The following is a 25,472-nucleotide window of genomic DNA, read 5'->3' as shown; positions in this document are numbered from 1 at the left end:
TCAAATTAGAGATCCAATCCCCCCTCACGAACACCAAATCGTACAATAATCAAACAAATATTATTCATCTTTAGTCTAATTGAATAATTATTTTATCTTTTTTTTTGCTCTGTATGGAATAACAGGCAAAAGTTTCCATAGTTAGAAACAAATCTTTCATGCCCTTATTTTTACTGGTTTTTGTAAAACACTGAAAAAATAGCTTTGAATAAATGCTTCCTGTTACTTGCAAACTATGAAGAGTAATAACTCTAATTTCTATTGACCTTTGCTGAACATCCTTATATCTTAGAAAGTTCCCCCGTTGGCATTTGCAATAATTATTCAGTTTTCAGGTATTATTATTCCCTTTATTGCATACAACATCGCCAACGAGAAAGTATTCAGGAGAACGATGCATGCAACTTTATGATCCCAATTTTCAAAAAGATAATTGTGGTTTTGGTTTAATCGCCCATCAAGAGGGCGAAACAAGTCATAAGCTTATTAAAACTGCGATTTCTGCGCTAGATCGTATGCAACATCGCGGCGGTATTGCTGCTGATGGAAAAACCGGCGATGGTTGTGGCTTGCTAATGCAAAAGCCAGACAGCTTCTTTAGAGCAATTGCAGAAGAAAATGATTGGAACTTGAGCGCTAAGTATGCGGTTGGTACTATTTTCTTGAATCCAGATCCTGTACAAGCAGAACTTTCAAAGAAAATTCTTAAAGAAGAGCTTGAACAAGAAACGCTTGAAATAGTCGGTTGGCGTGTTGTGCCTACAGACTTAAATGTATTAGGTTCAATTGCTAAAGGTAATTTACCTGGTATTGAGCAAGTCTTTGTTAATGGCCCTTCAGGATGGCGCAGCCAAGATTTTGAACGCCGCCTTTACATGGCAAGACGCCGTGCAGAAAAACGCATTGAAGACAGTCGTTTTTATGTTGCTAGCTTATCTTGCTTAGTTACGATTTATAAAGGTTTGGTAATGCCAAAAGATTTACCAAACTTTTATTTAGATCTAGCAGATATTCGAATGCAATCGGCTATTTGTGTATTCCATCAACGCTTCTCAACAAATACGTCACCACAATGGCACCTTGCCCAACCATTTAGATATTTAGCTCATAATGGTGAAATTAATACCATTAGTGGTAACCGTCAATGGAGTCGAGCGCGTACTTACAAATTTAAAACACCACTTATTCCAGACTTACAAACGGCAGCGCCGTTTGTAAATGAAAGTGGTTCAGATTCATCATCATTAGATAACATGCTTGAGTTATTTATGTCTGGCGGTATGGATTTATACCGAGGTATGCGTTTATTAATGCCACCAGCATGGCAAAATAATCCGGCAATGGATGATGATCTTAAAGCATTCTATGAATTTAACTCCATGCACATGGAGCCGTGGGATGGTCCTGCGGGTATTGTAATGACGAATGGTCGTCACGTTGCCTGTAACCTTGACCGAAATGGTCTGCGCCCTGCTCGTTATGTTAGAACAAGAGATGGTTTTATAACTCTTGCATCAGAAGTTGGCATTTGGGACTACGGTGAAGATGAAGTTGTAGAAAAAGGTCGTGTTGGCCCAGGTGAAATGCTTTCAGTAGATACCTACACAGGTAAATTATTGAAATCTACCGATATTGATAATGATTTAAAAAATCGTCACCCATATCGCGATTGGTTAAATAATAATATTCGCCAGTTAGTTCCTTTTGACAAGTTAGAAGCTGAACAAATTGGTCAACGAGTATTTACCGATCAGCAAATGAATGAGTTTCATAAATTATTTAATTACTCTTATGAAGAAATTCAGCAAGTAATTAAAACCATGGCTGAAAACGGCCAAGAAGCTACTGGCTCTATGGGTGATGATACACCTATGGCTGTGTTATCAAGTAAATCTCGTACCCTATACGATTATTTCCGCCAGCAGTTCGCACAAGTAACTAACCCGCCAATCGATCCATTACGTGAGCGGTTTGTAATGTCTTTAGCTACCTCTGTTGGCCGTGAGCACAATGTGTTTAACGAAACTACAGGGCATGCAGATAGAGTACAGTTTGATACTCCGGTATTAATGTACACAGGTATTAAACAGCTTCGTGAGTTCGATCCAGAACACTATCACTCAGAAACTATCGACCTAAATTACTGTCCAAGCGAAGGCTTACAACAGGCGATTGAGCGCATTTGTGACGAGTCAGAAAGCTTAGTTCGTGACAAAAATACCGTTATTCTAATTTTATCTGACCGTGAAATTGCTAAAGATAAGTTACCAATTCCGGCGGCTATGGCTGTAGGCGCAGTTCAAAAACGTTTGGTAGATCAACAACTACGTTGTGATTCAAACATTGTAGTTGAAACTGCCTCTGCCCGTGACCCACACCACTTTGCCGTATTATTTGGCTTAGGGGCTACTGCGGTTTATCCATTTATGGCATATGAAACAATCGAAGTTTTAGTCGAACAAGGTCAAATTGATGTTCCTGTTAGACAAGCGGTTGAGAATTACCGTAATGCCATTAATAAAGGTTTGTTGAAAATCTTATCTAAAATGGGGATTTCAACCATTGCCAGCTACCGTTGTGCTGGCTTATTTGAAACAATTGGTTTATCTGATGAGATCATGGATTTATGCTTCCCTGGCATTCAGAGCCGAATTCAAGGCAGTAAGTTTAAAGACATTGAACAAGACAATATTAACCTAGCTCGAAAAGCTTGGTTACCACATCAAAAAATTACCCATGGCGGCTTATTAAAATACGTGCATGGTGAAGAGTATCACTGTTTTAACCCTGATGTAGTATCTAGCTTGCAGCGATCAGTCCAAACGGGTAACTACGCAGATTACAAAGTGTATGCTGATGCTGTGAACTCAAGACCCCCTGCAACATTAAGAGATTTAATCGGCTTTAAAGAAGACACTGATTCTATAGATATTGACAGTGTTGAAGCCGATACAGAAATGTTCAAACGCTTTGATAGCGCAGCAATGAGTATTGGTGCGTTAAGTCCTGAAGCACATGAAGCATTAGCCATTGCGATGAATCGATTAGGCGGTTATTCAAACTCTGGTGAAGGTGGTGAAGACGCTAGCCGTTTTGGTACGGTACGCAATTCACGCATTAAACAAATTGCTTCTGGTCGTTTCGGTGTAACTCCGCATTATTTAGTTAATGCTGATGTGTTGCAAATTAAAGTCGCGCAAGGAGCAAAACCGGGTGAAGGTGGTCAACTTCCAGGCGATAAAGTAACGCCACTTATTGCAAAACTACGTTTCTCGGTACCAGGTGTAACGCTTATATCACCACCACCACACCATGATATTTATTCAATTGAAGATTTAGCACAATTAATTTTCGATTTAAAACAAGTAAACCCTAAGTGTATCGTTTCAGTGAAATTAGTATCTGGTCCTGGTGTTGGCACTATCGCTTCCGGCGTTGCCAAAGCGTACGCTGACTTTATAACTATTTCAGGTTATGACGGTGGTACCGGTGCAAGCCCACTTACTTCGGTTAAATATGCAGGTTGTCCTTGGGAATTAGGTTTAGCAGAAGCGCATCAATCACTAGTCGCTAATGGGTTGCGTCATAAAGTACGATTACAAGTTGACGGTGGCTTAAAAACCGGTGTTGATATTGTTAAGGCCGCTATTTTAGGTGCTGAAAGCTTCGGTTTTGGTACCGCGCCTATGGTAGCACTAGGTTGTAAATTCCTACGTATTTGTCACTTAAATAACTGTGCAACCGGAATTGCTACGCAAGACCAGTTGTTACGCGATGAATACTTTAAAGGTTTACCCGATCAAGTTATGAATTACTTCCGCTTTATTGCAGAAGAAGTACGGGAATTATTGGCAAAACTTGGCGTACCATCATTGAACGAATTAATTGGTCGCACCGATTTACTAGAATTACTGGACGGCGTAACTGCAAAACAGCAAAATTTAGATTTATCCGGCATAGTGGCGCCAGTTGTAGCACCAGAAGGTACTGCTATTTATCAAACTGAATCTAACCCTGCATTTGATAAAGCCAAATTGAACAACAGCATTTTAGCGCAAGTACAAGATGCGATTTTAGATAAGTCGGGCGGTGATTATTATTTCAATAGTAAAAACACTGACCGCTCTGTTGGCGCACTAGTTTCTGGCGAGATTGCTCGCCATCACGGTAACCAAGGCATGAGTTCTAACCCAATTCATCTTCACCTAACCGGGACTGTTGGGCAATCTTTTGCCTGTTGGAATGCTGGCGGCCTTAATATTACTTTAACCGGTGATGCAAACGATTACGTTGGTAAAGGTATGGCTGGCGGCAAGGTAACTATCATGCCGCCAAAAGGTGTGACTTATCAAACTCACTTAACACCAATTATGGGTAATACCTGTTTGTACGGTGCAACTGGTGGACATTTATATGCTGCAGGTACTGCTGGTGAGCGATTCGCAGTTCGTAACTCAGGTTGTAATGCCATAGTTGAAGGCGCAGGCGATCATGCTTGTGAATATATGACAGGTGGTATCGTTACAATTATTGGTCAAGTTGGGCTTAATTTTGGTGCGGGCATGACCGGTGGTTTTGCTTACGTATTAGATGAAGCTGATGATTTAGACTCGCGCCTAAATGGTGAATCTATAGAAATATTAGAACTTGACAAATTAGCGATTCACCAAGAACACCTTCGTGGTCTAATTAACCACCACTTTGAAGAAACAGGTAGCCTTAGAGCAGAGTTTATTCTCGAGAATTTCAGTGAATTTGCACCGAAATTTAAACTAATAAAGCCAAAAGCCACTGATGTGAAAACATTATTGGGTCATCGCAGCCGTTCATCAGCTGAATTAAGAGTACAGGCCCAGTAGGCACGTTAATAGCTAGGAAAGTTTTATGAGTAAAAATGTTTATCAATTTATTGATGTAAAAAGAATTGATCCACCAAAAAAAGCTATCGATTTACGTAAAGCTAATTTCGTGGAAATCTATCAACCACTTAGTGATGGACAAAGTGCTGGTCAAGCCGACCGCTGCTTAGACTGTGGTAACCCTTATTGTGAATGGAAATGCCCGGTACATAACTATATTCCGCAATGGTTAGAGCTTGTTACTGAAGGTAAGATTTTAGAAGCTGCTGAGCTTTGTCATGAGACCAACTCATTGCCTGAAATGTGTGGCCGAGTATGCCCACAAGACAGGCTGTGTGAATCAGCCTGTACATTAAACGATGAATTTGGCGCAGTTACTATCGGTAATATTGAAAAATATATTACTGATTCTGCGTTTGCCCAAGGCTGGTCTCCTGATTTAAGCCACGTAGTATCTACTGGCAAAACAGTCGCAGTAATAGGCGCTGGCCCAGCGGGCTTAGCCTGTGCTGATGTACTGACACGTAACGGTGTAAAAGCAGTTGTTTATGACAAGCAAGCTGAAATTGGTGGTCTTCTAACCTTTGGTATCCCATCATTTAAGCTTGAGAAAGATGTTGTTGTGCGCCGTCGTAAAATTTTTGAAGGTATGGGTATTGAGTTTAAGCTTAATACTAATGTTGGTACCGACATCAGTTTTAGCGACATTAGCGAGCAGTATGATGCCGTATTTTTAGGTTTAGGTACCTACACGGACATGACTGGCGGTTTCGAAAATGAAACAGCACCAGGCGTATACAGTGCGTTAGATTACTTAATCGCGAATACGCAAAAAACCATGGGCATTACCGAAAACGTAAAACCTTATACCAGCTTTAATGATAAAAAGGTGATTGTTTTAGGTGGTGGTGATACTGCAATGGATTGTGTTCGCACAGCGGTTCGTCAAGGTGCTACTAAGGTGACATGTGCTTATCGTCGTGATGAAGCAAACATGCCCGGTTCTCCTCGTGAAGTACAAAACGCTAAAGAGGAAAGTGTAAATTTTGAATTTAACATCCAACCTTTAGATGTTGCCGTTGATGACAATGGCAATGCTTGTGGCGTAAAGTTTGTTAAAACCGAGCTTGGGCAACCAGATGCTAATGGCAGAAGAAGCCCAGAGCCAATTGAAGGCAGTGAGTTTATCATGGAAGCTGACGCTGTTGTTATTGCCTTTGGTTTCTTACCTAGTCCACCACAATGGATGAAAGATGCCGGTGTTGAAGTAGATTCACGTGGTCGTGTATTAGCAACTGAACAATCCAGCTTTGCCATGCAAACCAGTAAGCAAAATATCTTTGCCGGTGGTGATATGGTTCGCGGCTCAGACTTGGTGGTTACTGCAATCGATGAAGGTAGAAAAGCGGCAATAGGCATATTAGATTTTGTTTTAGCTGAAGAATTGATTCAAATTCAACAAGCTTAAATTTTAATTTTTGTCATCATCAAGGCGGGTTTTTACCCGCCTTTTTTGTGCCTTATTAATAATACTAATTACATTTAAATTATTGATATATAAATATTAAAAAAGTAATCTAAGATATTAATTAAAGGGATGATAATAATGAAAAAACAAATAAAAAGACTCTCACCACATCAAAATGGCAAAGTGTTCGGCGTGCTAATGGCCGTTGCAACATTACCGATGTTTATTCCGATGTTTCTAATGATGATGGCCGTATCACCAAACATGGATGCCACAGGAAACCCAGTCTCATTCCCTTCATATGCGATGATCATTTTTCCAATTTTTATCTTATTTTTGGCTATATCTCTGTAGCACTTATGTGTTTGGTCTATAATTTTTTACAAAAATATATTGGTGGTTTTGAATTTGAAACCACTGAAGAACAAAGCGCTGAGTTTTAAATGGCTTACCCCACTAAACTAACATTTGATGTATTTGGTAAAAAAATGTCTGTGCACCGAATAAATAATGAATGGTTACTATTTACTGAGTCAGATGTAGGAATGCGCGTTAGAGTATATGATGTGATTATTCCTGCTGACATGGAATCAGCTAAGTTAGCGATTTATTTAGATGATATTTATCATGAATTTTCAAGCGAAAATCATCCAAAAGTTTTATTGTTAAACGGCTGAGAGTTACAAGGAAAATATTATGATGAAAATCTTTAGCCTTATTTTATGTTTAACGTTAACTTCCTGTAGTACTTTGGAATATAAAACTAATGCTGGCCCATTTTTACGTGCAGAGGTTAGTGCTCATGTTGTTGAACAATATACTTTACAAGAAATAAAATTTTATGAAGGTGATTTTCTTGCAAATGTTACATCTTCACAATGCATACACCCGGTAGAAAGGACTGAAAAACAATCTGATAGCTTTCGCTCAAATGATAGTTTTTCAGAATCTCATTTGATCAGGGAACTGCAAGTTAATACCCAATCACAAGGCGGTAATGGCCTTGTCGTCCATAGCTGTAATATTGCAACAACCGCTGATTGTTTTAAACATATGCAGTGTAACGGCAGCGCATACTGGATAGAACGTGGTAAATAAGGATTAATATTGTCTTCAATTAAATTTTCAAACGCACAAAAAGATGGGTTAGTGGTCAAACTTCAACGTTACTTTGAAGCTGAACTTGATCAGGAATTAGGCCAATTTGATGCAGAGTTTTTATTAGACTTCTTTGCTAAAGAAATGGGCGCTGTATACTATAACCAAGGTTTGTATGATGCACAGGCGATATTAAACGATAAAGTTACTGATATTTCTGATGCGATTTATGAAATCGAAAAGCCTACCGATATTTAAACAGAGATATACAGTTTATGAAAATTTGGGTTGATGCCGACGCTTGTCCCGTTGCAATTAAAGAAATTTTATTCAAAGCAGCAGACAGAACACAACTACATACCACGCTTTTTGCTAACCATGCTATGCGAATTCCCCCTTCAAAATTTATCTCTTTTGTCAGAGTATCTTCCGGGTTTGATGTAGCAGATGATGAAATTGTAAAACGAGTAGAACACGGTGACTTGGTTGTTACGCAAGATATCCCTCTGGCAGCTGAAGTTATTGAAAAAGGGGCTACCGCACTAAACCCTCGGGGTGAGCTATACACCACCAGTAATATTCGCGCTCGTTTAAACATGCGTGACTTTATGGATACTATGCGTGCCAGTGGTGTTCAAAGTGGTGGGCCTCCACCATTAAATCAAGCTGACAAGCAAGCCTTTGCGAATAATCTAGATCGGTTAATTACTAAATTTAAACAAGGTTAACACTCATGGCACACAGTGCAATTAGTTAAACGAAAACTTGTTGATGCTTAATTAAAAGATTATGGTAAATACTCTTAAATAAAAAATAATAATAAAAGTTAACGCTATGACCTCTCCAGAATTATCCGAACGACTCAAACTTCGTGAACAGCTTTGGTTTAAAGTAATTATCGGCCTGTTTGCAGGATTTATGGTTGGTGCCTTGCTAGGTGAAAACTTCGCATTTGTGCAACGAGAAGTTGCCTTAACAATTGGTGAGTGGATCGCACTGCCCGGCTATATCTTCATGACGTTACTTAAGTTTGTGGTTATTCCGTTAGTTATAAGCTCGGTCATTTTGGGTATTTACCAGGGACAAAACAATAAAGCGTTAAACACCTTAGGTTTCGGGCTAATATATATCCTTTGTACGTCTGCATTAGCAACAGGCTTAGCCTTCTTCTTAGCCGGTATTATTGAACCCGGCAACGCAATCAATAATAGTTTCCTTGGCGCTATTGAAGAACACAATGTAAAACAATTAAATGTTATCGAACATGGTGTAATTGGCATCATCAAGGGTATATTCCCTGACAACCTGTTTAGGCATATGAACAATACCGATATGCTACAACTTGTAGTAGCTGCAATTATTGTTGGTTTTGCGCTGTTGAATATGTCAAAACAGGAAACTAAGCCTTTAGTAGACCTGATGCAATCAATTCAAACTGTATGTATGAACATCGTACTTTGGTTGATGAAATATACGCCTATTGTTGTTTTTGGCTTGATCGCCAACACGGTTATTAATAAAGGTTTAGGCGCGATAACTGCAGTATCTCTGTTTTTTTTGAATGTAGTTATTGGTTTATTGGCACTGTTGCTTATATACATGCTACTGATTACTTTTTTAACTAAAAGAAACCCTTTTGAGTTTATGAAAAATTGCCGAGAGGTTATGGCTCTTGCTCTAGCAACATCGTCCTCAAGTGCAACAATGCCAGTCACATTAAGAGTGACTGAAAATGTTCACAAAGTATCGCCACAAGTTAGTCGATTAATTATTCCATTAGGTACGACTATTAATATGGATGCTACAGCCATGTATCAAGCGACGGTGGTGCTATTTATCGCGCAAGCATTCGGTATCGACCTATCGACAATGCAACTTGTGTCTATTGTGCTACTCGCAATTGTCGCTTCAATCGGTGCCCCTGGCATTCCTTCATCTTCAATTCCTATACTTGCCGGCACTCTTGCCAGTCAAGGTTTGCCTGTTGAAGGTATTGCGTTGATCTTAGGCGTAGACCGTTTATTAGATATGGGCAGATCAGTGGTAAATGTCACAGGTGATATGACCGCAGCCACCGTGCTGGACAGGTTTATAAAATAGCGTTAAATCTGTAGCAATGCGGCTCGTTTTACGGCAAAATATTAACCTTAAAATTAATTATAATTTATCCAACTTTAGGACCTACGATGTCTGATTTATCTACTTCTATTAAGCAAATTAAACAAATGCTAACCATGCAAAATGCAATGAATACTCGAGTGAGTGATACATGGCGAGCTGATAACTTTGAATGGTACCGTGCCATTTGGGTTGAATGTGCAGAAATGCTTGATCATCACGGTTGGAAATGGTGGAAACATCAAGAGTGTGATGTACCACAAGTACAGTTAGAGCTTGTTGATATTTTTCACTTTGGCTTATCTTTACGATTAATGAAAGAAAGCAATGTCGACCTAATCGCAGAGCAATTAGCAACAGAATTACAACAATCTGTTGAACACACTGATTTTAAACTGGCGTTGGAAGATTTGGCTGCTGCCGCCGTTGCCAACAAAGATTTTGATGGTAAAAGTTTTACAGCCTGCATGGCGCTGATGAACATGGACTTAAATGAATTATTCCGCCAGTACGTTGGAAAGAATACACTTAATTTCTTCCGCCAAGATTATGGCTATAAAGATGGTACATACATTAAGATCTGGAATGGCAAAGAAGATAACGAAGTATTAGCCGATTTAGTTACTGCACTTGATACATCGTCAGATGATTTTCAAAGCAACGTATACAATGGCCTAAAAGCTGCCTACCCGGCATAAATCAGAGTTCATTCTTTAGTAATATAACGGAGTCAATTTGACTCCGTTTTTTTATATCTCGTCCCGTACCAGTTTCAATAATAAGTACAGTAATGAGTAGTACATTAATAAAATGAATATCGATGATTATCGTATTATTTAATGACTAAAAGGGTGACTTAGCACTATAATTGCGCCATAAACATTCCCACACAAAGAGTATAATGATGAAAGCAGGCATTATTGGCGCAATGGAGCCAGAAGTTGCAATTTTAAAAGCCAAATTAGAAAACTTTGCCGAGTATCAACACGCCGGCTATAACTTTTTTACCGGCGATATCGACGGTACTGAAGTGGTACTGGTGCAATCTGGCATTGGTAAAGTTGCATCCGCGTTAGCAACTGTTTTGATGATAGAAAAATTTTCACCAGATTACATTGTAAATACCGGCTCTGCAGGTGGGTTTGAACAAACACTAAAAGTTGGCGACATTGTGATCAGCTCTGAAGTGAGACACCACGATGCCGATGTAACAGCATTTGGTTATGAAATAGGTCAACTACCAGGTATGCCGGCAGCGTTTGTTCCACACCCTACTCTAGTAACCGCAGCCCAAGCAGGCATAGATAAACTCGTTGGCATTAAAACTCTGACCGGGCTTATTACCACTGGTGATACTTTCATGACCAAAGATGATGATATTGCCAAAGCCCGTGCTAACTTTCCTACGATGGCGGCAGTTGAAATGGAAGGCGCTGCTATCGCACAAACATGTCACCAATTTAACGTACCATTTGTGGTGATACGTTCAATGAGTGATATTGCCGGTAAAGAATCACCAACATCATTTGAAGAGTACTTAGAGACCGCATCAGTTAATTCTTCTGAATTAGTGATTAATATGCTCAATGAGCTAAAAGGTAAAACGCTTTAACCATCCAAGCTAAACAATGCAGAATTATCAGTTACCCTGATATTTCTGCTAGTATTTGTTTTATATAAACAAAATCAGAGCATTTCATGCACAAATTCATTGCCATTATCTTAGCTACTTTAATTACCGCTTGTTCTTCCGTTACGAATACTGAGCAGCCTATACAGATTAGTAGTGAAATTGATCAACAGCAGTTGTTAAAAATGCAAACTGCAAATGAAGACTTTTTACTTCTAGATGTACGAAGTCGCGAGGAATTTGATGAAGGCCATATACCTGGTTCAGTGAATATTTCGCATCAAGAATTAGCAGATAAACTCGACCAAGTCTCTCAGTTTAAAGATAAAAACATTGTTGTGTATTGTCGCTCAGGTCGTCGCGCCGGTATAGCAATAGACATTTTAAAAGAAAACAACTTTCAGCATACCAGTCATTTAGTTGGTGACATGCAAGGTTGGAAAAAGTCTAATTTAGAAATAACAAAAAACGTGGGTAAATAACTTATGGTTACTGGTGATAATCCAATCAGTACTTTTATCTATTTTGCTGACATATTTGGCGTCATTGTGTTTGCATTATCAGGCGCGCTTATGGCGGGTAGATATCGTCTTGATCCGTTTGGGGTTATGGTACTAGCAGCGGTTACTGCTGTTGGTGGCGGCACAATTCGCGATATTATCTTGGGCGCGCCAGTATTTTGGACTGTGCAAAATGAATATGTTGCCGTCATTTTTGTGACTGCCTTATTAACAATTTTACTGATTAGGCAACCAAAATTGGTACCCAAACGGTTTATGCATGTTGCCGATGCCTTCGGTTTAGCATTGTTTGCCGTGCTTGGCACCCATAAGGCATTAAGCTACGAGCAAACAATTCTGACTTCAGTGATTATGGGGACTATTACTGGCGTTGCCGGCGGTATGATCCGTGACATTATTTGTAACCGAATACCACTCATTTTACGACAAGAGATTTATGCTTTAGCTGCCATGCTAGGCAGCTTTTTATTCGTAGGATTAACTTACATAGGTCTATCGGAGCCAATAGCGGGTTCATTGGCTATGGCAGGGGCATTAATATTACGTTTAGCGGGAATTTATTGGAAGGTATCTCTTCCTGCGTTTCATTTTGATGATGAGTTGAAGGATTAAGCCCCTTCAATTACACCTGGCTATCAATCGTCTTGTTGCACGCCCCAACCATCATTAAAGCCGTTAAATTTGTTTGCTAACTTTTCAAACTTTTCTTCCATGGCGACTATGTTTTCGTAACTTGGAACCATTTCAATTTGACAATCGACATCCCAAACATTTGGTGTTTGGTCAGGGTGAACGTTAACAACTGCATTCATATCACTATTTTGCACAAATTCAGCCAACGCTCGTGCGTCTTTTTCTTGCTCAAATAGTTGGAAAAATTCAACGGTAAGAGATTTACTCAGGTCGATACCTGCTTCTTGCATTTCGGCTAATACCGAACCGTTTTCATCATTTGGAAATGTCATTAAGTTGCTCATTAAACTGATATATTAGCGCTATTATAGCGCTCAATATTATTTATTAAAAATTAAAAGTTTGTATTACTTTTTCGGTGATGGTGGAAATTGAGATAAAATTAACTGAACAGCTTCTATAGTCTCTTGCTGATTCTCTTCACTGGTGTTTTTAGGATCCAAGTCTACTTTTGTATAGCCTCTAAATATCGATCGTTTTTTCTCGCTATCAAGCACATCTAATACCAACATTGATGTACGTATGTCTTTATTCAATGCAGCCTGTTCATTTTGACTACAACCTAGGCATGCTTTTACACCCTTATTGTACTTTTGTAATTCTCTTAAACTGTTACCAACCAAAAAATAACTAATGATTACGTCAGCCTGTTCAAAGTGAGTATAACTAAACTGCTGAAGCTCCATCTGTTGTTCAACAGCAAGTTCAATGCGGTTGCGTTGAAAATCACTCATCTCTTGCAGTTCAGTAAATTTGGATTCACGGGGAAACAAACTATAGGTTTTCACATTGGCAAAATTAAACTCATTATTAAAACTGGTGTCGGGACTCGTCGAACAGCCAGTAATAAATAGCGCAGGGATAAACAAAGCAATTATGAAGATGATTTTTTTTATTATTGGCATTAATCAAGTCATTAAAAGGTAGGTAATAAGTTTACTTTACGTGAATAGCAAATAAAAACAAGCCAGTGCTATTAACGAAATGAGCACTGGCTGAAGATTTTTATAATTTTCCTGACTTAGCTAAGTGTTACTTTAGCAAATTTGCGTTTACCAATTTGATAAACAGCCGTTGTTCCGGCTAGGCATTGCAATTTGTTATCAGAGATTTTGTCACCATCAATTTTAACAGCACCTTGCTTGATCATACGCATAGCTTCAGATGTACTGGCGGCTAAGCCTGCATCTTTAAGCAAATTAGCAATACCAATTACACCGTCGGTCGTTGCAAGGGTCTTCTCATCAATTTCATCCGGCATGGCACCTTTTTGAAAACGATTGATAAACTCTTGATGGGCAGCTTGTGCAGCATCGTCATCATGGAAACGAGCGATAAGCTCTTTCGCTAATTCTATTTTTACATCACGCGGATTTGAACCTTGTGCGATGCTGTCTTTATAGCCTTCAATTTCACTGAGTGGCTTAAAGCTGAGTAAATCATAATAACGCCACATCAACACATCTGAAATTGACATGATTTTACCAAACATTTCTGTTGGTGAATCAGTAATACCAATGTAATTGCCTAATGATTTTGACATTTTTTGAACGCCATCCAAGCCTTCAAGTAACGGCATCATTAATACGGTTTGTGGACGTTGATTTTCACCTTTTTGCAATTCACGCCCCATCAGTAAGTTAAACTTCTGATCGGTTCCGCCAAGCTCTACGTCAGATTCAAGGGCAACGGAATCCCAGCCTTGAACAAGCGGGTACATAAATTCATGAATAGCAATTGATTGACCTTCTTTAAAACGCTTTTTAAAATCATCGCGCTCCATCATTCGAGCAACAGTTTGGCGAGAAGCAAGTTTTAGCATACCCGCTGAACCCAGCTTTTCCATCCAAGTAGAATTAAACTCTACACGGGTTTTTGCAGGATCAAGAATTTTAAATACTTGCTCTTTGTATGTTTCAGCATTTGCTAGAACATCAGCTTCAGTTAATGGCTTTCTGGTTACGTTTTTACCAGTAGGATCACCAATCATGCCAGTAAAGTCACCGATAAGGAAAATAACTTCATGACCTAATTGTTGGAATTGGCGCATTTTATTAATCAACACCGTATGACCTAAATGTAAGTCAGGTGCTGTAGGATCAAAACCCGCTTTAATTTTTAACGGCTTGCCTGTTTTTAATTTTGCCAGCAATTCATCTTCAAGTAAGATTTCTTCTGCGCCACGTTTGATTTCGGCAAACGCTTGCTGAATATCGGTCATTTATTTCGCCTTTTAGTAATTCATACACTCATCGTTTAGTTCAAGAACGAGGTGTTTTTTTAATCTTAATGTTCGGATTCTACTGCAAATATACGGCTTGTGGGAACCCTAGGGTTGCGAGTTTTTTCATTTATTTGGTATAGTATTGTTAGCAAAGTTATGAATAATCACCTTATATAGCAGTAAAGCATTGATTAAATTAAAAAATATATTCTTAGAACTACCAAAAAAACATCAACTGTTGATCAGTTGTTGTAGCTTATTTTTATTAGTTTTATTGGTTTTTCCTTCAGAAAAAGCCTCGGCTAGCCGAAACAGTGAAAATCCAGCAATAAAAGTTGGTAAAACATATTCGTTAGAAATTCCAGAAGAAACCCAGGTTGCTCTTGAAAAAGCGGAGCAAAATAAACCTGCCCCTATTTCTTGGCAAACGGCTACGGTAAAAAGTGGTGACTCTTTAGGTAAAATTTTTAAACGCTTTGGCTTTAGTGCAGCAACAACTCACGCGGTAGATAAGACTGAAGGTGGTAAGTCATTACGCAAACTTAAAGTTGGGGATAAAATACAAATCGCCAGCAATGACGATGGCGAATTGCTAAAAGTTAAATACAAAATGTCGATTACTGAAACCTTATTAGTGACTCGAACTGATAACGGTTTTGAAAGCAGTGTTGATGAAAAGCAAATTGAAACTCGTATAGGCTATGCACAGGCAACCATAACCAGTAACTTTTGGAATTCAGCATTGAACGCTGGCATGAGTAACAATCAAATAATGAATCTGGCAAATATCTTTGGTTGGGATGTCGATTTTGCTTTAGACATTCGCGAAGGCGATAGCTTTAGTGTGATGTATGAAGATCAATATATTGATGGTGATTTTGTTGGTCATGGCAATATCTTAGCTGCTGAGTTTATCAACCAAGATGAATCGTTTAAAGCGGTGCGTTTTAAAGATGGTGAATATTACGCTGAAAATGGTGACAGTATGCGTAAATCGTTTTTGCGTGCACCAGTAAGCTTTCAATACATCAGTTCAAGCTTTAAACCTAAGCGCTATCATCCAATCCTTAAACGCGTAAAGGCTCATAACGGGGTTGATTATCGCGCTCCAACAGGCACACCAGTTAAAGCTGCGGGTAATGGTCGAGTTATCGCCGCTACATATAATAAATACAATGGTAATTACGTATTTATTCAACACGCCAATAATATTGTTACTAAATACCTACACTTTTCAAAACGTGCAGTTAAAAAAGGCGCGAGAGTAAAACAAGGGCAAGTAATTGGCTATGTAGGTTCTACCGGCTTATCGCAAGCGCCTCATTTACACTATGAATTTTTATTGAACGGTGTTCATCGTAACCCTCGTACAGTTAAGTTACCTGATGCCGAGCCGATTAATAAAAAGTATAAAGCTGAGTTTGCTTCTATAGCGAAACAAGCGCTCCTAGATTTAGAAAACTCTAAACAAACATTAATTGCAGCCACTGATAACGCGCAGCAAGGTGTTAGTGAATAACGCTGATAATGGCCAATATTACATTGGCATTATGTCAGGAACCAGTGCCGATGGAATTGATTTGGCACTGGTACAATTTAAAGAAAATAGTCATCACTTAGTCGCATCACATTTTCAAGCGTATAACAAATCCACACAAAATTTAATCACCTCTTTGTACACGCCTAGTGACAATGAGATTGATCGCATGGGCGAACTGGATAAACTCTTAGCCCATGAATTTGCCTCAGCAATCAGTGCGTTTTTGATTGAAGAAAACTTATCCCGCGAAAGCATTATAGCTATTGGTAACCATGGCCAAACTATTCGGCACCGACCAACTTCAACCTCACCATTCACTCTACAAATAGGTTGTAATCAAACGTTAGCCTGTTTAACCGGCATTAGAGTTATTGGTAAATTTAGAGATAAAGATATTGCACTTGGCGGTCAAGGCGCGCCATTGGTTCCTGCTTTTCATAAAGCTATCTTTTCAACTGATAAACATAATGTTTGCGCGGTAAACATTGGTGGTATCAGTAACATTACTTTCTTACCAAAAGATAACAAACAAAACATTTGTGGTTTTGATACTGGCCCGGGAAATGCGCTACTTGACGATTGGTATCGTAAGCATCATCAAGATTGCCCACATGGCATTGATATGAATGGTAAATGGGGTTTAACTGGCAAGGTAAACACGCAGTTATTAACGAATATGTTAGATGACCCTTACTTTGCCATGCCTACACCAAAAAGTACTGGTAGAGAATACTTTCATTTAGATTGGCTGAAAACCATCAACCATCTTGATGATGTTAGCCCTGAAGACATTCAGGCAACATTGCTCGCTCTTACGTGTGAAACCATAGCTAATGATTTAGATAAGCTATGTTTGAACTCAGAGGTAGTATTATGTGGAGGTGGGGCTAACAATCCAGCGTTAGTTAAGCAATTAAAGCAATTACTCCCTCAGCATAATATCACTACAGCTGAACATAAAGGCGTTGAAAACGATAGCTTAGAAGCACTCGTTTTCGCTTGGCTTGCTTTCGCCTTTGACAATAAACTTCCGGGTAACTTACCTGAAGTAACCGGCGCTTCGCGTGCAACAACATTAGGTTGTGAGTACTTGCCTTAAAAATCCAGGCGATGTGAAACCTCAACAAAATTGTACATTTTTTGAACTAAACCTTTCAGTTACCGTCTAAACCTTGTTCATTCGCTTAAACGGGGGATTTATGGATTTAGATAAAGTACGCATTGGCATGGTATGCGGCACACATAAGGGCAGTGGCACAGTTACTTGGGTTGATGGAGCCACACAGACGGTTTATTTAACTGACTTAGTCGATAACCACAACATTGAAGTTGGTATTGAAGAAATAATTGACGACCCACAAATTCATAATCATGATGACTTTTATTACTAAACCTGCCAAAAATTAAGTTTACTCTCCGGCTAAAACCTTAGCCGGGGTCAATTTCTTATATCTCATTCAGAATTGTTTAGTTATGATTACAATACAAAAACTTATTAGTGATCGTAACTATGCGCCACGGCCATCATGCATCGACTGAAGCGGACAGCTTCAACTGGAAAATAATCCAACACGTTATACCCTATTTATTTGAATATAAAAGGCGAATCTTTAGTGCATTGATGTTTATGATTTTCGCCAAACTTGCCAGTGTTGGCCTGCCCTTTATTTTAAAATACATTGTTGATGATCTAGATGCATCGACAAGTGAAGCCAGCGCCTTGGTTATTGCGCCTATTGCACTCGTGATCGCCTATGGAGTCGTCCGCTTTTCAAATGTGCTATTTGGAGAGATAAGAGATACGCTATTTGGCCGTGTTACCGAGCGTGCTATTCGCCGCATAGGCTTAAAGGTTTTTCAGCATCTGCACAGTTTAGATTTAGAGTTCCATTTAAATCGTCGCACCGGCGGTTTATCCCGTGACATAGAACGTGGTACCACTGGTATCAACTTTTTGATGCGGTTCATGGTATTTAATATTATTCCTACCTTATTAGAAATTGGCCTGGTCGTTTTCATTTTATTTTTCAATTACGGGATCAACTTTGCAGCAATTACACTAGCTTCAATCATTATTTATGTTGGTTATTCGATAAAAACAACCGAATGGCGTACCGGCTTTGTCCGTCAGGCAAACAAAGCAGATTCTGCCAGTAATTCTCAGGCCATAGACAGTTTAATTAATTACGAAACAACGAAATATTTCACCAGTGAAGACTATGAAGCAAAACGCTATGACGACGAACTTGCTGATTGGGAAATTGCCAAGCGTAAAAATCGTCTTTCGCTTTTTGTATTAAACGGTGGCCAAGCATTTGTTATTGCTGCCTCAATGACGGCTATGATGGCATTAGCGGCAACTCAAGTTGCTAACGGAGAAATGACATTAGGTGACTTTGTTCTAATAAACGCCTTTATGATGCAAATATTTCTACCGCTCAATTTTCTAGGTTTTGTGTATCGTGAAATGAAAGGTTCGCTTGCCAATATCGAACTAATGTTTAACCTACTTGCCATTAAACCGAAAGTAGTTGAAAAAAATAACGCCACAGAACTAAAAATTACCCAGGGCCGTGTTGATTTTAATTCGGTATCGTTTAACTATCATAGTAATAGACCAATTCTAAAAGATGTAAACTTCACCATAAACCCTGGTGAAAAAGTTGCCATAGTTGGTGCCAGTGGCGGCGGTAAGTCAACATTGGTGAAATTGTTGTTTCGTTTTTATGACTTATCAAGCGGCTCAATACAAATCGATGGCCAAGATATTAGCTCCCTTACATTTAAATCACTGCGCAGCGCTATAGGCATAGTGCCGCAAGATACGGTATTGTTTAACGATAACATTATCGAAAATGTACGTTACGGTAAGCAAGGCGCCAGTGATGACGAAGTACTTAATGCGATTAAACTCGCTCACTTAGATGGTTTTATTAAATCGCTACCTGATGGTGTTAACACTATGGTAGGTGAACGCGGCTTAAAACTATCTGGCGGAGAAAAACAACGGGTGGCTATTGCCCGAACGATCCTCAAAAAACCACCAATTTTAGTATTTGATGAAGCAACATCATCACTGGACAGTAAATCCGAACAAGCAATTATGAGCGCCCTTAAAGAACTATCCGAAGGTGTTACCAGTATGGTAATCGCCCATCGTTTATCGACAATTAGTGACGCCGATAAAATAATAGTGATTGAGCAAGGCGAAGTAGTGGAATATGGCGATCATAATCAACTGCTTGCACAAAACGGCGCTTACGCTAAGCTATGGACAATTCAACAGCAAAATGAAGATGAATAACTAATGATTAAATTTAAAGTACAGATGATAACTGCATGTACAGTTTTTTTCTTAACGGCATGTAATGACGCCGATGATATCAAATCAACAGATCAATTAACTGACAGTAGAGTTGTTTATGTTGGCACAGACAATGAAGCAGTATCCATGAGAGAAGATGGTAGAGGCGACAGAGTTGTTAGTGCACCTTGGGCCACTCGTTCGGCCGTACTGGCGACAAATGGCATGGCAGCAACATCTCACCCTTTAGCGAGTCAAATCGCCATTGATATTCTTAAAAAAGGCGGTAGTGCTGTAGATGCTGCCATTGCAGCCAATGCCGCAATAGGTCTAATGGAGCCAACAGGTAATGGCATTGGTGGCGATCTGTTTGCCATTGTTTGGGATCCTAAAACTGAAAAGCTGTATGGTTTAAATGGTTCTGGACGATCGGCTAAGGGACAAACTCTGGCGGATTTAAAAGCTAAAATTGGTGATGTCACTGAAATCCCTAACTGGGGTACTGCACCTGTAACTGTTCCAGGTACGGTTGATGCGTGGTATGAGCTACACGACAAATTTGGCACAATTTCAATGACCGATAACCTCGCGCCAGCAATAAAATACGCAAACGACGGTTTTCCAGTTACTGAAGTGGTTTCTTATTATATGGGCATCTATCAAGAGCGCTATGAGAAGTTATTCGAAGCTGGTGAAATAGAAGAAATCGCTAATTATCAAGCAACTTACCTTATCGATGGCGAATACATTAAAGAAGGGCAAATATTTAAAAACCCTGACTTAGCCAATACGTTATCGATGATCGCCAAAGGCGGCCGTGATGCATTCTATGAAGGCAAAATCGCCGATACTATCGATGCGTACTTTAAACGCATTGATGGCCCACTTCGTAAAGAAGACTTTGCCTCACACACAAGTACTTGGATTGAGCCGGTATCGGTAAATTATCGTGGTGTTGATGTTTGGGAATTGCCACCGAATGGGCAAGGCATAGCAGCATTGCAAATGTTAAATATTCTTGAAGGCTATGATTTAAAAGCGATGGGCCATAACAGTGCTGATTACTTGCACGTTATGACTGAAGCGAAAAAGCTGGCGTTTGAAGATAGAGCTCGATTTTATGCCGACCCTGATTATTACAATGTGCCCTTAGATGGCTTGTTATCAAAAGAATATGGTAAAAGCCGACGTGCATTAATAAACATGGATAAAGCCGCTCAAGAAGTTGATCATGGCGATCCTAAACTCCTTAAAGGCGATACCATATACATGACAGTTGCCGATAAAGACGGGATGATGGTGTCACTTATCCAAAGTAACTATCGAGGCATGGGCACAGGTCTTGTTGCCGATGGTCTTGGGTTTATTTTTCAAAACCGCGGTGCTCAATATTCTTTATCTGAAGATCATCCAAATGTTTATGCACCAAACAAGCGTCCATTTCATACCATTATTCCAGCGTTTATGACCAAAGATGGTAAACCATTAATGAGCTTTGGCTTAATGGGTGGCGCTATGCAGCCGCAAGGTCATGTACAAATGGTGGCGAATATCATCGACTTTGGTATGGGCGTTCAACAAGCAGGTGACGCGGCACGTTATCACCATAACGGCTCTACAGAGCCTACTTGGCAAGAGCGAATGAAAGATGGTGGCGTGCTAGAATTAGAAAGTGGTATTAAAGCTGATGTAGTACGAGAGTTGCAAAAGCGAGGCCATAAAGTGAACATTACCAGTGGTCCTTTTGGTGGCTATCAAGCAATATGGTTAGACCCAAAAACCGGTGTTTATCACGGTGCGAGTGAAATGCGTAAAGATGGTATGGCGATAGGCTATTAAATTACCATTAGGTTGTGCCCTATTAAGTGGGCACAACTGTTATTTTTTATTCTGACAATTGCAGCTCCATGAGTAAGTCGTCCATAACAAACCCTTCCCCTATATCAGCACAAACCTCCCCCGTTTTAACAAAGCCCAATTTATAATATGCGGTAATGGTATCTAGGTTATTTTTATTCACCGTTAAGGTAATTTTGCTAAGGTTGTTTTCTGCTGCCACTCTTTTAATAAATGCCATAGAACGCTTACCAAGCCCAAGACCTCGCTCTGTTGAAAGAAGGTAAATTTTACTTAAAAACAATTCGTTAGCCTGTAACTGAAAACCTATATAGCCTACGGTAACACTGTCATTTGTAATCAAATAATATTGATAATTATCATTAGCAATTTGCGCGGTTATAACCTGTTTCGAATTAAACTTTTCAAGCATGTACTCTACTTGCTCAATACCTATAATTCGCGTGTAATGTTCTGTCCAAATTTTTCGAGCTACAGTAACAACTTCATCTATGTCACTAGTAGAGATAACTAATTTGAACATATTTCCTACCTTTATAAAGTCATAATATCGATGGTTAAATAGATCTATTCAGAAAGTGAATAAATACAATTGCTATCGCCGTAGGGCAAACAAATTTCACGTACCAAGGCCAAATTTTCCAAAACAAGCTATGTTCAACACCTGCATTGCCTTGTTGTAATTCTTTTAATATTTCACTTCTATGCCAAATCCAACCAACAAAAATACAGGCAAGCATGGCAACAATCGGTTGTCCATATTCGGTTGCAATAACGATAGCCAGCCCAAGTAACTCTTCAATATTACTGATAATAATCACGCTTATCATAAAAATTACTGCGCCAATAATCATACTTGCTTTTTTACGCTCGAAATTATGGCGTTCAACTGCGTATGAAACTGGAGTTTCAAGCATTGAAATTGAAGATGTTAAAGCGGCAACGGTCATCAATACAAAAAATGTAAATGCGACTACAGAGCCAACAACTCCCATACCATCAAAAAGTGCAGGTAAAACGGTGAGCACCATACTTGGTCCTGCAATTAAGGAGCCATCAGCGGCGAAAATAGCAACCCCTTGATGCTGCGCGACATACATTGCCGGTATAATTAATAAACCTGCTAGAAATGCGATTGAAACGTCAATGAGTGTAACTTGTGCACCCAAGCTAATTAAATTCTCTTTCTTTGAAATATAGGAACCATAAATAACCATAGTACTGGTGCCAATAGATAACGAGAAAAAAGCCTGACCCAATGCGCTAATTAGCAAGTTCGGCTCTAAAACTCGACTAAAATCCGGATTTAAATAAGCTTTCAGACCTAAGCTTGCCCCATCTAAAGTAAACACATAAATGATCAAACAAATGAGCAGCATTATTAATAACGGCATTAACCGTTTTGACCATTTCTCTATACCTTCTTGCACCCCTTTTTTGATTATGTACAGTGTTAAACACATAAAGAACGCAGTAAACAACAGGTTTCGAGATAGTGACCCGACAACAACCCAATCAGCAATACTTTCAAAGCCAATTGTTCTAATAACAGGTTCAACGGCAAAAGACATCATTTGCCCAGCAAGAATACCGTAAAAGCTTAAAATTAAAGACGCAAATATAATGCCGCCAAAACCAACGATGAATGCAAAGCGTTTTTGCAATAATGTTTTGGACATTTTTTGTAGAGAAGTCACGGCATTTGCCTGACCGTAGCGACCAATTAATAACTCAGCCATGAATGCGGGGTATGCTAAAGTAAACGCTAAAATCAGATAAACAAAGACAAATGCTGCGCCACCATTACTCGCGGTTTGTGTGGGAAAGCCCCAAATATTGCCTAAGCCAACGGCAGAACCTGCTGCAGCTAGAATAAAACCAATACGAGAACTGAATTCACCTCTTGCATTTGCCATAAACACCATCTGTTTTTTTTATTAACCTGAAGTTAGTGTACACAAAAAATACAATTTAGAAAGCGCCAATAGTTTGAACGGTCTATATTGGAATAATGTAGCAGATACAAAAAAGGCCTGATAGATCAGGCCTTTATTTTTAAATATTAGTTCTATTTAGAACGGAATATCGTCATCAAAATCCATTACAGGTTCTTGTGGGTTTACTTTAGGTGCTTGTTGCTTTTGGAAGCCACCTTGTTGTTGCCCTTGTTGCTGATAACCGCCCTGTTGAGGAGCTTGCTGTTGGAAACCACCGCCCTGTTGAGGCGCTTGTTGCTGATAACCACCTTGTTGCATACCTGAAGCTTGTTGTGCTGCCGGCTTGCTGTAGTTGTTTTGTTGTGCCGCTGGTTTATTAAAACCACCTTGAGGAGCTTGTTGTTGGAAACCGCCAGCTTGAGCACCTTGACCTGCACCACGTGAATCTAACATTTGCATTTCGTTAGCACGAATTTCAGTTGTGTATTGATCAACACCTTGAGCATTTTGCCATTTACGAGTTTGTAAACGACCTTCAACATATACTTTTGAACCTTTTTTCAGGTACTCACCAGCAATTTCAGCTAAACGGTTGTTAAATACAACTCGATGCCATTCTGTGATTTCTTTTGGCTCACCTGTTTGCTTGTCTTTCCAGCTTTCAGATGTTGCAACTGTTATGTTACAAATTGAACCACCACTAGGGAAAAATTTAACTTCAGGATCTTGTCCTAAGTTACCTACAATAATTACTTTATTTACACCACGACTGGCCATGAAAAATCCTGTTTTACTTTTTAATTTATAATAATAACTCGCCGATAAGGAGTGTGTACGAGCTACGCAGTTTTGTTTTTTATTATTCGGAATATTTATTAAATATGTTCCGAATTAGTCGATCAGTGTATCACTGAAATTTGATTTAAAAAAGCTATAAAATAGAGTTAATTTGTATTTATGAAAAGGTATTTGAGTACAAACCTAATGCCATCCTTACTGATTTAGGCTCCCTTATCTTTGAAGTAAAAAAAAGCCTTAATATAATCAACAATTAAGGCTTATCGATATACAGAAATTTTATAAAAAATTAAAAGCTCAACTGCCAACCTAACGTTGCTTGCCAATCAGTTTTTAGTTGTGTACCTTCAAAGTCTTGCTCTATCGGTTGCGAATATTCCAATGAAATTTGCTGATTTTTAAGCATACCATCAGTAAATCCATAAACTGTCACTATTGCCCAATCAATTTGGCTTACGCCGCGTTGTTTAGGATCAGCCGTTGGCATCATCATAGGGTTTAAGCGTTGATCATGGCCTGAATAATTTCCCTTATCCAAATAACTTAAACGCATGGATAAACTAAATGATTCATTTACCCCATAACCTACCCAGTTGTGCCATTGAGTTTTATCACCAGGTTTGTAATCAGCATCATTTTCTTCGATAGCTGTTTCATAATTTATTTGTGTGCCTAATTGCCATTTATCTAAATCATAAACGTAGGTATAGCCCGCAAGGATATTTGTAGTGTCAGTGCCTACTTGCATCGGGTAACCCATAAGAGTTTGTTCACCCATCATATTGGTGCGAGTTTGATCAATATCTCCAGTAGGTAAACGTATCCCTAAAGTAAAGTGGCTACGATAATTGTCACCATTAAAGCCATTAATTAGTGCACTAACCGAAATATCTGCCAAACCGTCGCTTTCCATCTCCATTGAATGGGTCATCATAGACATTTCTTCCATGCCTGAATTCATTCCCATACTATTCATTCCACCTTCCATTGGAGCCGGCATTGATGGCATTAATGAGGTCATTTCTTGAACAACAAAGTTTGCCATAAGCATCAAGGTAACATCATCACTCGGTGCATACATTAAACCGAGCATATGCATATTCATCGTCATTTCATCTGGCACCATAGAATAATTTTGCAGTGCATCAGTCGAATTTGTGCTGGATGTTCCTGTTTGTAAGCCTTCCATTTCCATCGTCATATAACGATAAGTTGCCATCCAGCCACCTTTATGGTGCAAATGGTTTCCCATAATGGCAATCGGAGTTTTTGAAACAGGCATTGTCATGCTACCGCTTGCATCGGACATATTATGGTGTTGGTGAGGGTTTGCCAGAGAGGAAAAACTAGTTGAAGCAAATAAGGATAAAACGAATAGCGCAGATTGAGATATTTTAAATGATTTCATGGCTGTTTTCTTATTGT

Annotated in this window: 24 protein-coding genes; 17 read left to right on the top strand and 7 right to left on the bottom strand. The window is 39.2% G+C overall.

The annotated features are described in order from the left end of the window. Positions 1-398: 398 nt before the first annotated feature. The 12 genes from gltB to RI845_RS03760 all read left to right on the top strand — a co-directional run bounded on the left by gltB (position 399) and on the right by RI845_RS03760 (position 12,306). Entirely contained in the window at positions 399-4,859 is a 4,461-nt protein-coding gene (gene gltB / locus RI845_RS03815) for a glutamate synthase large subunit (RefSeq protein ID WP_348388428.1), read from the top strand. Between the two features lie 25 nt (positions 4,860-4,884). After that, a complete protein-coding gene (locus RI845_RS03810; protein ID WP_348388427.1) occupies positions 4,885-6,327 on the top strand; it encodes an FAD-dependent oxidoreductase in 1,443 nt (480 codons plus the stop codon). A gap of 138 nt (positions 6,328-6,465) precedes the next feature. Further along, positions 6,466-6,681 carry a hypothetical protein gene (locus RI845_RS03805; RefSeq protein WP_348388426.1) on the top strand — a complete coding sequence of 72 codons (216 nt, stop codon included), beginning with the start codon at positions 6,466-6,468 and terminating at the stop codon, positions 6,679-6,681. An 89-nt stretch (positions 6,682-6,770) separates the two neighbouring features. Further along, positions 6,771-7,004, top strand: coding sequence for a DUF7661 family protein (locus RI845_RS03800; protein ID WP_348388425.1), 234 nt, complete (start codon positions 6,771-6,773; stop codon positions 7,002-7,004). A gap of 19 nt (positions 7,005-7,023) precedes the next feature. Further along, positions 7,024-7,425, top strand: coding sequence for a hypothetical protein (locus RI845_RS03795; RefSeq protein ID WP_348388424.1), 402 nt, complete (start codon positions 7,024-7,026; stop codon positions 7,423-7,425). Between the two features lie 9 nt (positions 7,426-7,434). After that, positions 7,435-7,683, top strand: coding sequence for a DUF2164 domain-containing protein (locus RI845_RS03790; protein ID WP_348388423.1), 249 nt, complete (start codon positions 7,435-7,437; stop codon positions 7,681-7,683). A 17-nt stretch (positions 7,684-7,700) separates the two neighbouring features. Continuing rightward, the gene (locus RI845_RS03785) at positions 7,701-8,153 is read left to right on the top strand and encodes a YaiI/YqxD family protein (RefSeq protein WP_348388422.1); all 453 of its coding nucleotides are present in this window, start codon (positions 7,701-7,703) and stop codon (positions 8,151-8,153) included. A 106-nt stretch (positions 8,154-8,259) separates the two neighbouring features. After that, positions 8,260-9,525, top strand: coding sequence for a dicarboxylate/amino acid:cation symporter (locus tag RI845_RS03780; protein WP_348388421.1), 1,266 nt, complete (start codon positions 8,260-8,262; stop codon positions 9,523-9,525). 86 nt (positions 9,526-9,611) lie between these two features. After that, complete coding sequence (locus RI845_RS03775; RefSeq protein ID WP_348388420.1) at positions 9,612-10,241, top strand: dUTP diphosphatase; 630 nt, start codon at positions 9,612-9,614, stop codon at positions 10,239-10,241. A 206-nt stretch (positions 10,242-10,447) separates the two neighbouring features. Further along, entirely contained in the window at positions 10,448-11,155 is a 708-nt protein-coding gene (mtnN, locus tag RI845_RS03770) for a 5'-methylthioadenosine/S-adenosylhomocysteine nucleosidase (RefSeq protein WP_348389494.1), read from the top strand. Positions 11,156-11,241: 86 nt separating this feature from the next. Next, positions 11,242-11,655, top strand: a complete 414-nt coding sequence (locus RI845_RS03765; RefSeq protein WP_348388419.1) for a rhodanese-like domain-containing protein — start codon at positions 11,242-11,244, stop codon at positions 11,653-11,655. 24 nt (positions 11,656-11,679) lie between these two features. Continuing rightward, positions 11,680-12,306 carry a trimeric intracellular cation channel family protein gene (locus RI845_RS03760; RefSeq protein ID WP_348389493.1) on the top strand — a complete coding sequence of 209 codons (627 nt, stop codon included), beginning with the start codon at positions 11,680-11,682 and terminating at the stop codon, positions 12,304-12,306. 23 nt (positions 12,307-12,329) lie between these two features. Here RI845_RS03760 and RI845_RS03755 read toward each other — a convergent pair whose 3' ends face one another. The 3 genes from RI845_RS03755 to tyrS form a co-directional block, all read right to left on the bottom strand. After that, positions 12,330-12,659 carry a ribonuclease E inhibitor RraB gene (locus tag RI845_RS03755; protein ID WP_348388418.1) on the bottom strand — a complete coding sequence of 110 codons (330 nt, stop codon included), beginning with the start codon at positions 12,657-12,659 and terminating at the stop codon, positions 12,330-12,332. A gap of 75 nt (positions 12,660-12,734) precedes the next feature. After that, positions 12,735-13,292 (bottom strand): DUF4136 domain-containing protein, encoded by a 558-nt coding sequence (locus RI845_RS03750; protein ID WP_348388417.1) that lies wholly within the window; start codon positions 13,290-13,292, stop codon positions 12,735-12,737. Between the two features lie 116 nt (positions 13,293-13,408). Next, positions 13,409-14,608 carry a tyrosine--tRNA ligase gene (gene tyrS, locus RI845_RS03745; RefSeq protein WP_348388416.1) on the bottom strand — a complete coding sequence of 400 codons (1,200 nt, stop codon included), beginning with the start codon at positions 14,606-14,608 and terminating at the stop codon, positions 13,409-13,411. A 190-nt stretch (positions 14,609-14,798) separates the two neighbouring features. On the opposite strand from tyrS, the gene RI845_RS03740 reads away from it, so the two are divergent. From RI845_RS03740 to ggt, 5 genes are all read left to right on the top strand, one after another. Continuing rightward, the gene (locus RI845_RS03740; RefSeq protein ID WP_348388415.1) at positions 14,799-16,130 is read left to right on the top strand and encodes a peptidoglycan DD-metalloendopeptidase family protein; all 1,332 of its coding nucleotides are present in this window, start codon (positions 14,799-14,801) and stop codon (positions 16,128-16,130) included. Next, a complete protein-coding gene (locus RI845_RS03735) occupies positions 16,123-17,250 on the top strand; it encodes an anhydro-N-acetylmuramic acid kinase (protein ID WP_348388414.1) in 1,128 nt (375 codons plus the stop codon). Before RI845_RS03740 ends, RI845_RS03735 begins: the two co-directional genes overlap by 8 nt. A 100-nt stretch (positions 17,251-17,350) precedes the next feature. Next, positions 17,351-17,542: a hypothetical protein gene (locus RI845_RS03730; protein WP_348388413.1), complete on the top strand. Its 192-nt coding sequence runs from the start codon at positions 17,351-17,353 to the stop codon at positions 17,540-17,542. 119 nt (positions 17,543-17,661) lie between these two features. Next, entirely contained in the window at positions 17,662-19,455 is a 1,794-nt protein-coding gene (locus RI845_RS03725; RefSeq protein ID WP_348388412.1) for an ABCB family ABC transporter ATP-binding protein/permease, read from the top strand. 147 nt (positions 19,456-19,602) lie between these two features. Continuing rightward, complete coding sequence (gene ggt / locus RI845_RS03720) at positions 19,603-21,294, top strand: gamma-glutamyltransferase (protein WP_348389492.1); 1,692 nt, start codon at positions 19,603-19,605, stop codon at positions 21,292-21,294. A gap of 46 nt (positions 21,295-21,340) precedes the next feature. Here ggt and RI845_RS03715 read toward each other — a convergent pair whose 3' ends face one another. The 4 genes from RI845_RS03715 to RI845_RS03700 form a co-directional block, all read right to left on the bottom strand. Beyond that, a complete protein-coding gene (locus tag RI845_RS03715; RefSeq protein ID WP_348388411.1) occupies positions 21,341-21,835 on the bottom strand; it encodes a GNAT family N-acetyltransferase in 495 nt (164 codons plus the stop codon). Between the two features lie 34 nt (positions 21,836-21,869). Next, the gene (locus tag RI845_RS03710) at positions 21,870-23,228 is read right to left on the bottom strand and encodes a sodium-dependent transporter (RefSeq protein WP_348388410.1); all 1,359 of its coding nucleotides are present in this window, start codon (positions 23,226-23,228) and stop codon (positions 21,870-21,872) included. Between the two features lie 156 nt (positions 23,229-23,384). Then, the gene (ssb, locus tag RI845_RS03705) at positions 23,385-24,026 is read right to left on the bottom strand and encodes a single-stranded DNA-binding protein (protein WP_348388409.1); all 642 of its coding nucleotides are present in this window, start codon (positions 24,024-24,026) and stop codon (positions 23,385-23,387) included. 310 nt (positions 24,027-24,336) lie between these two features. Beyond that, the gene (locus RI845_RS03700; RefSeq protein WP_348388408.1) at positions 24,337-25,455 is read right to left on the bottom strand and encodes a transporter; all 1,119 of its coding nucleotides are present in this window, start codon (positions 25,453-25,455) and stop codon (positions 24,337-24,339) included. Positions 25,456-25,472: the final 17 nt, after the last annotated feature.

Origin of the sequence: Thalassotalea nanhaiensis (genome assembly GCF_031583575.1) — a bacterium.
Taxonomy (GTDB): Bacteria; Pseudomonadota; Gammaproteobacteria; order Enterobacterales; family Alteromonadaceae; genus Thalassotalea_A; species Thalassotalea_A nanhaiensis.
This window is presented reverse-complemented; position numbering and strand designations above follow the sequence as displayed.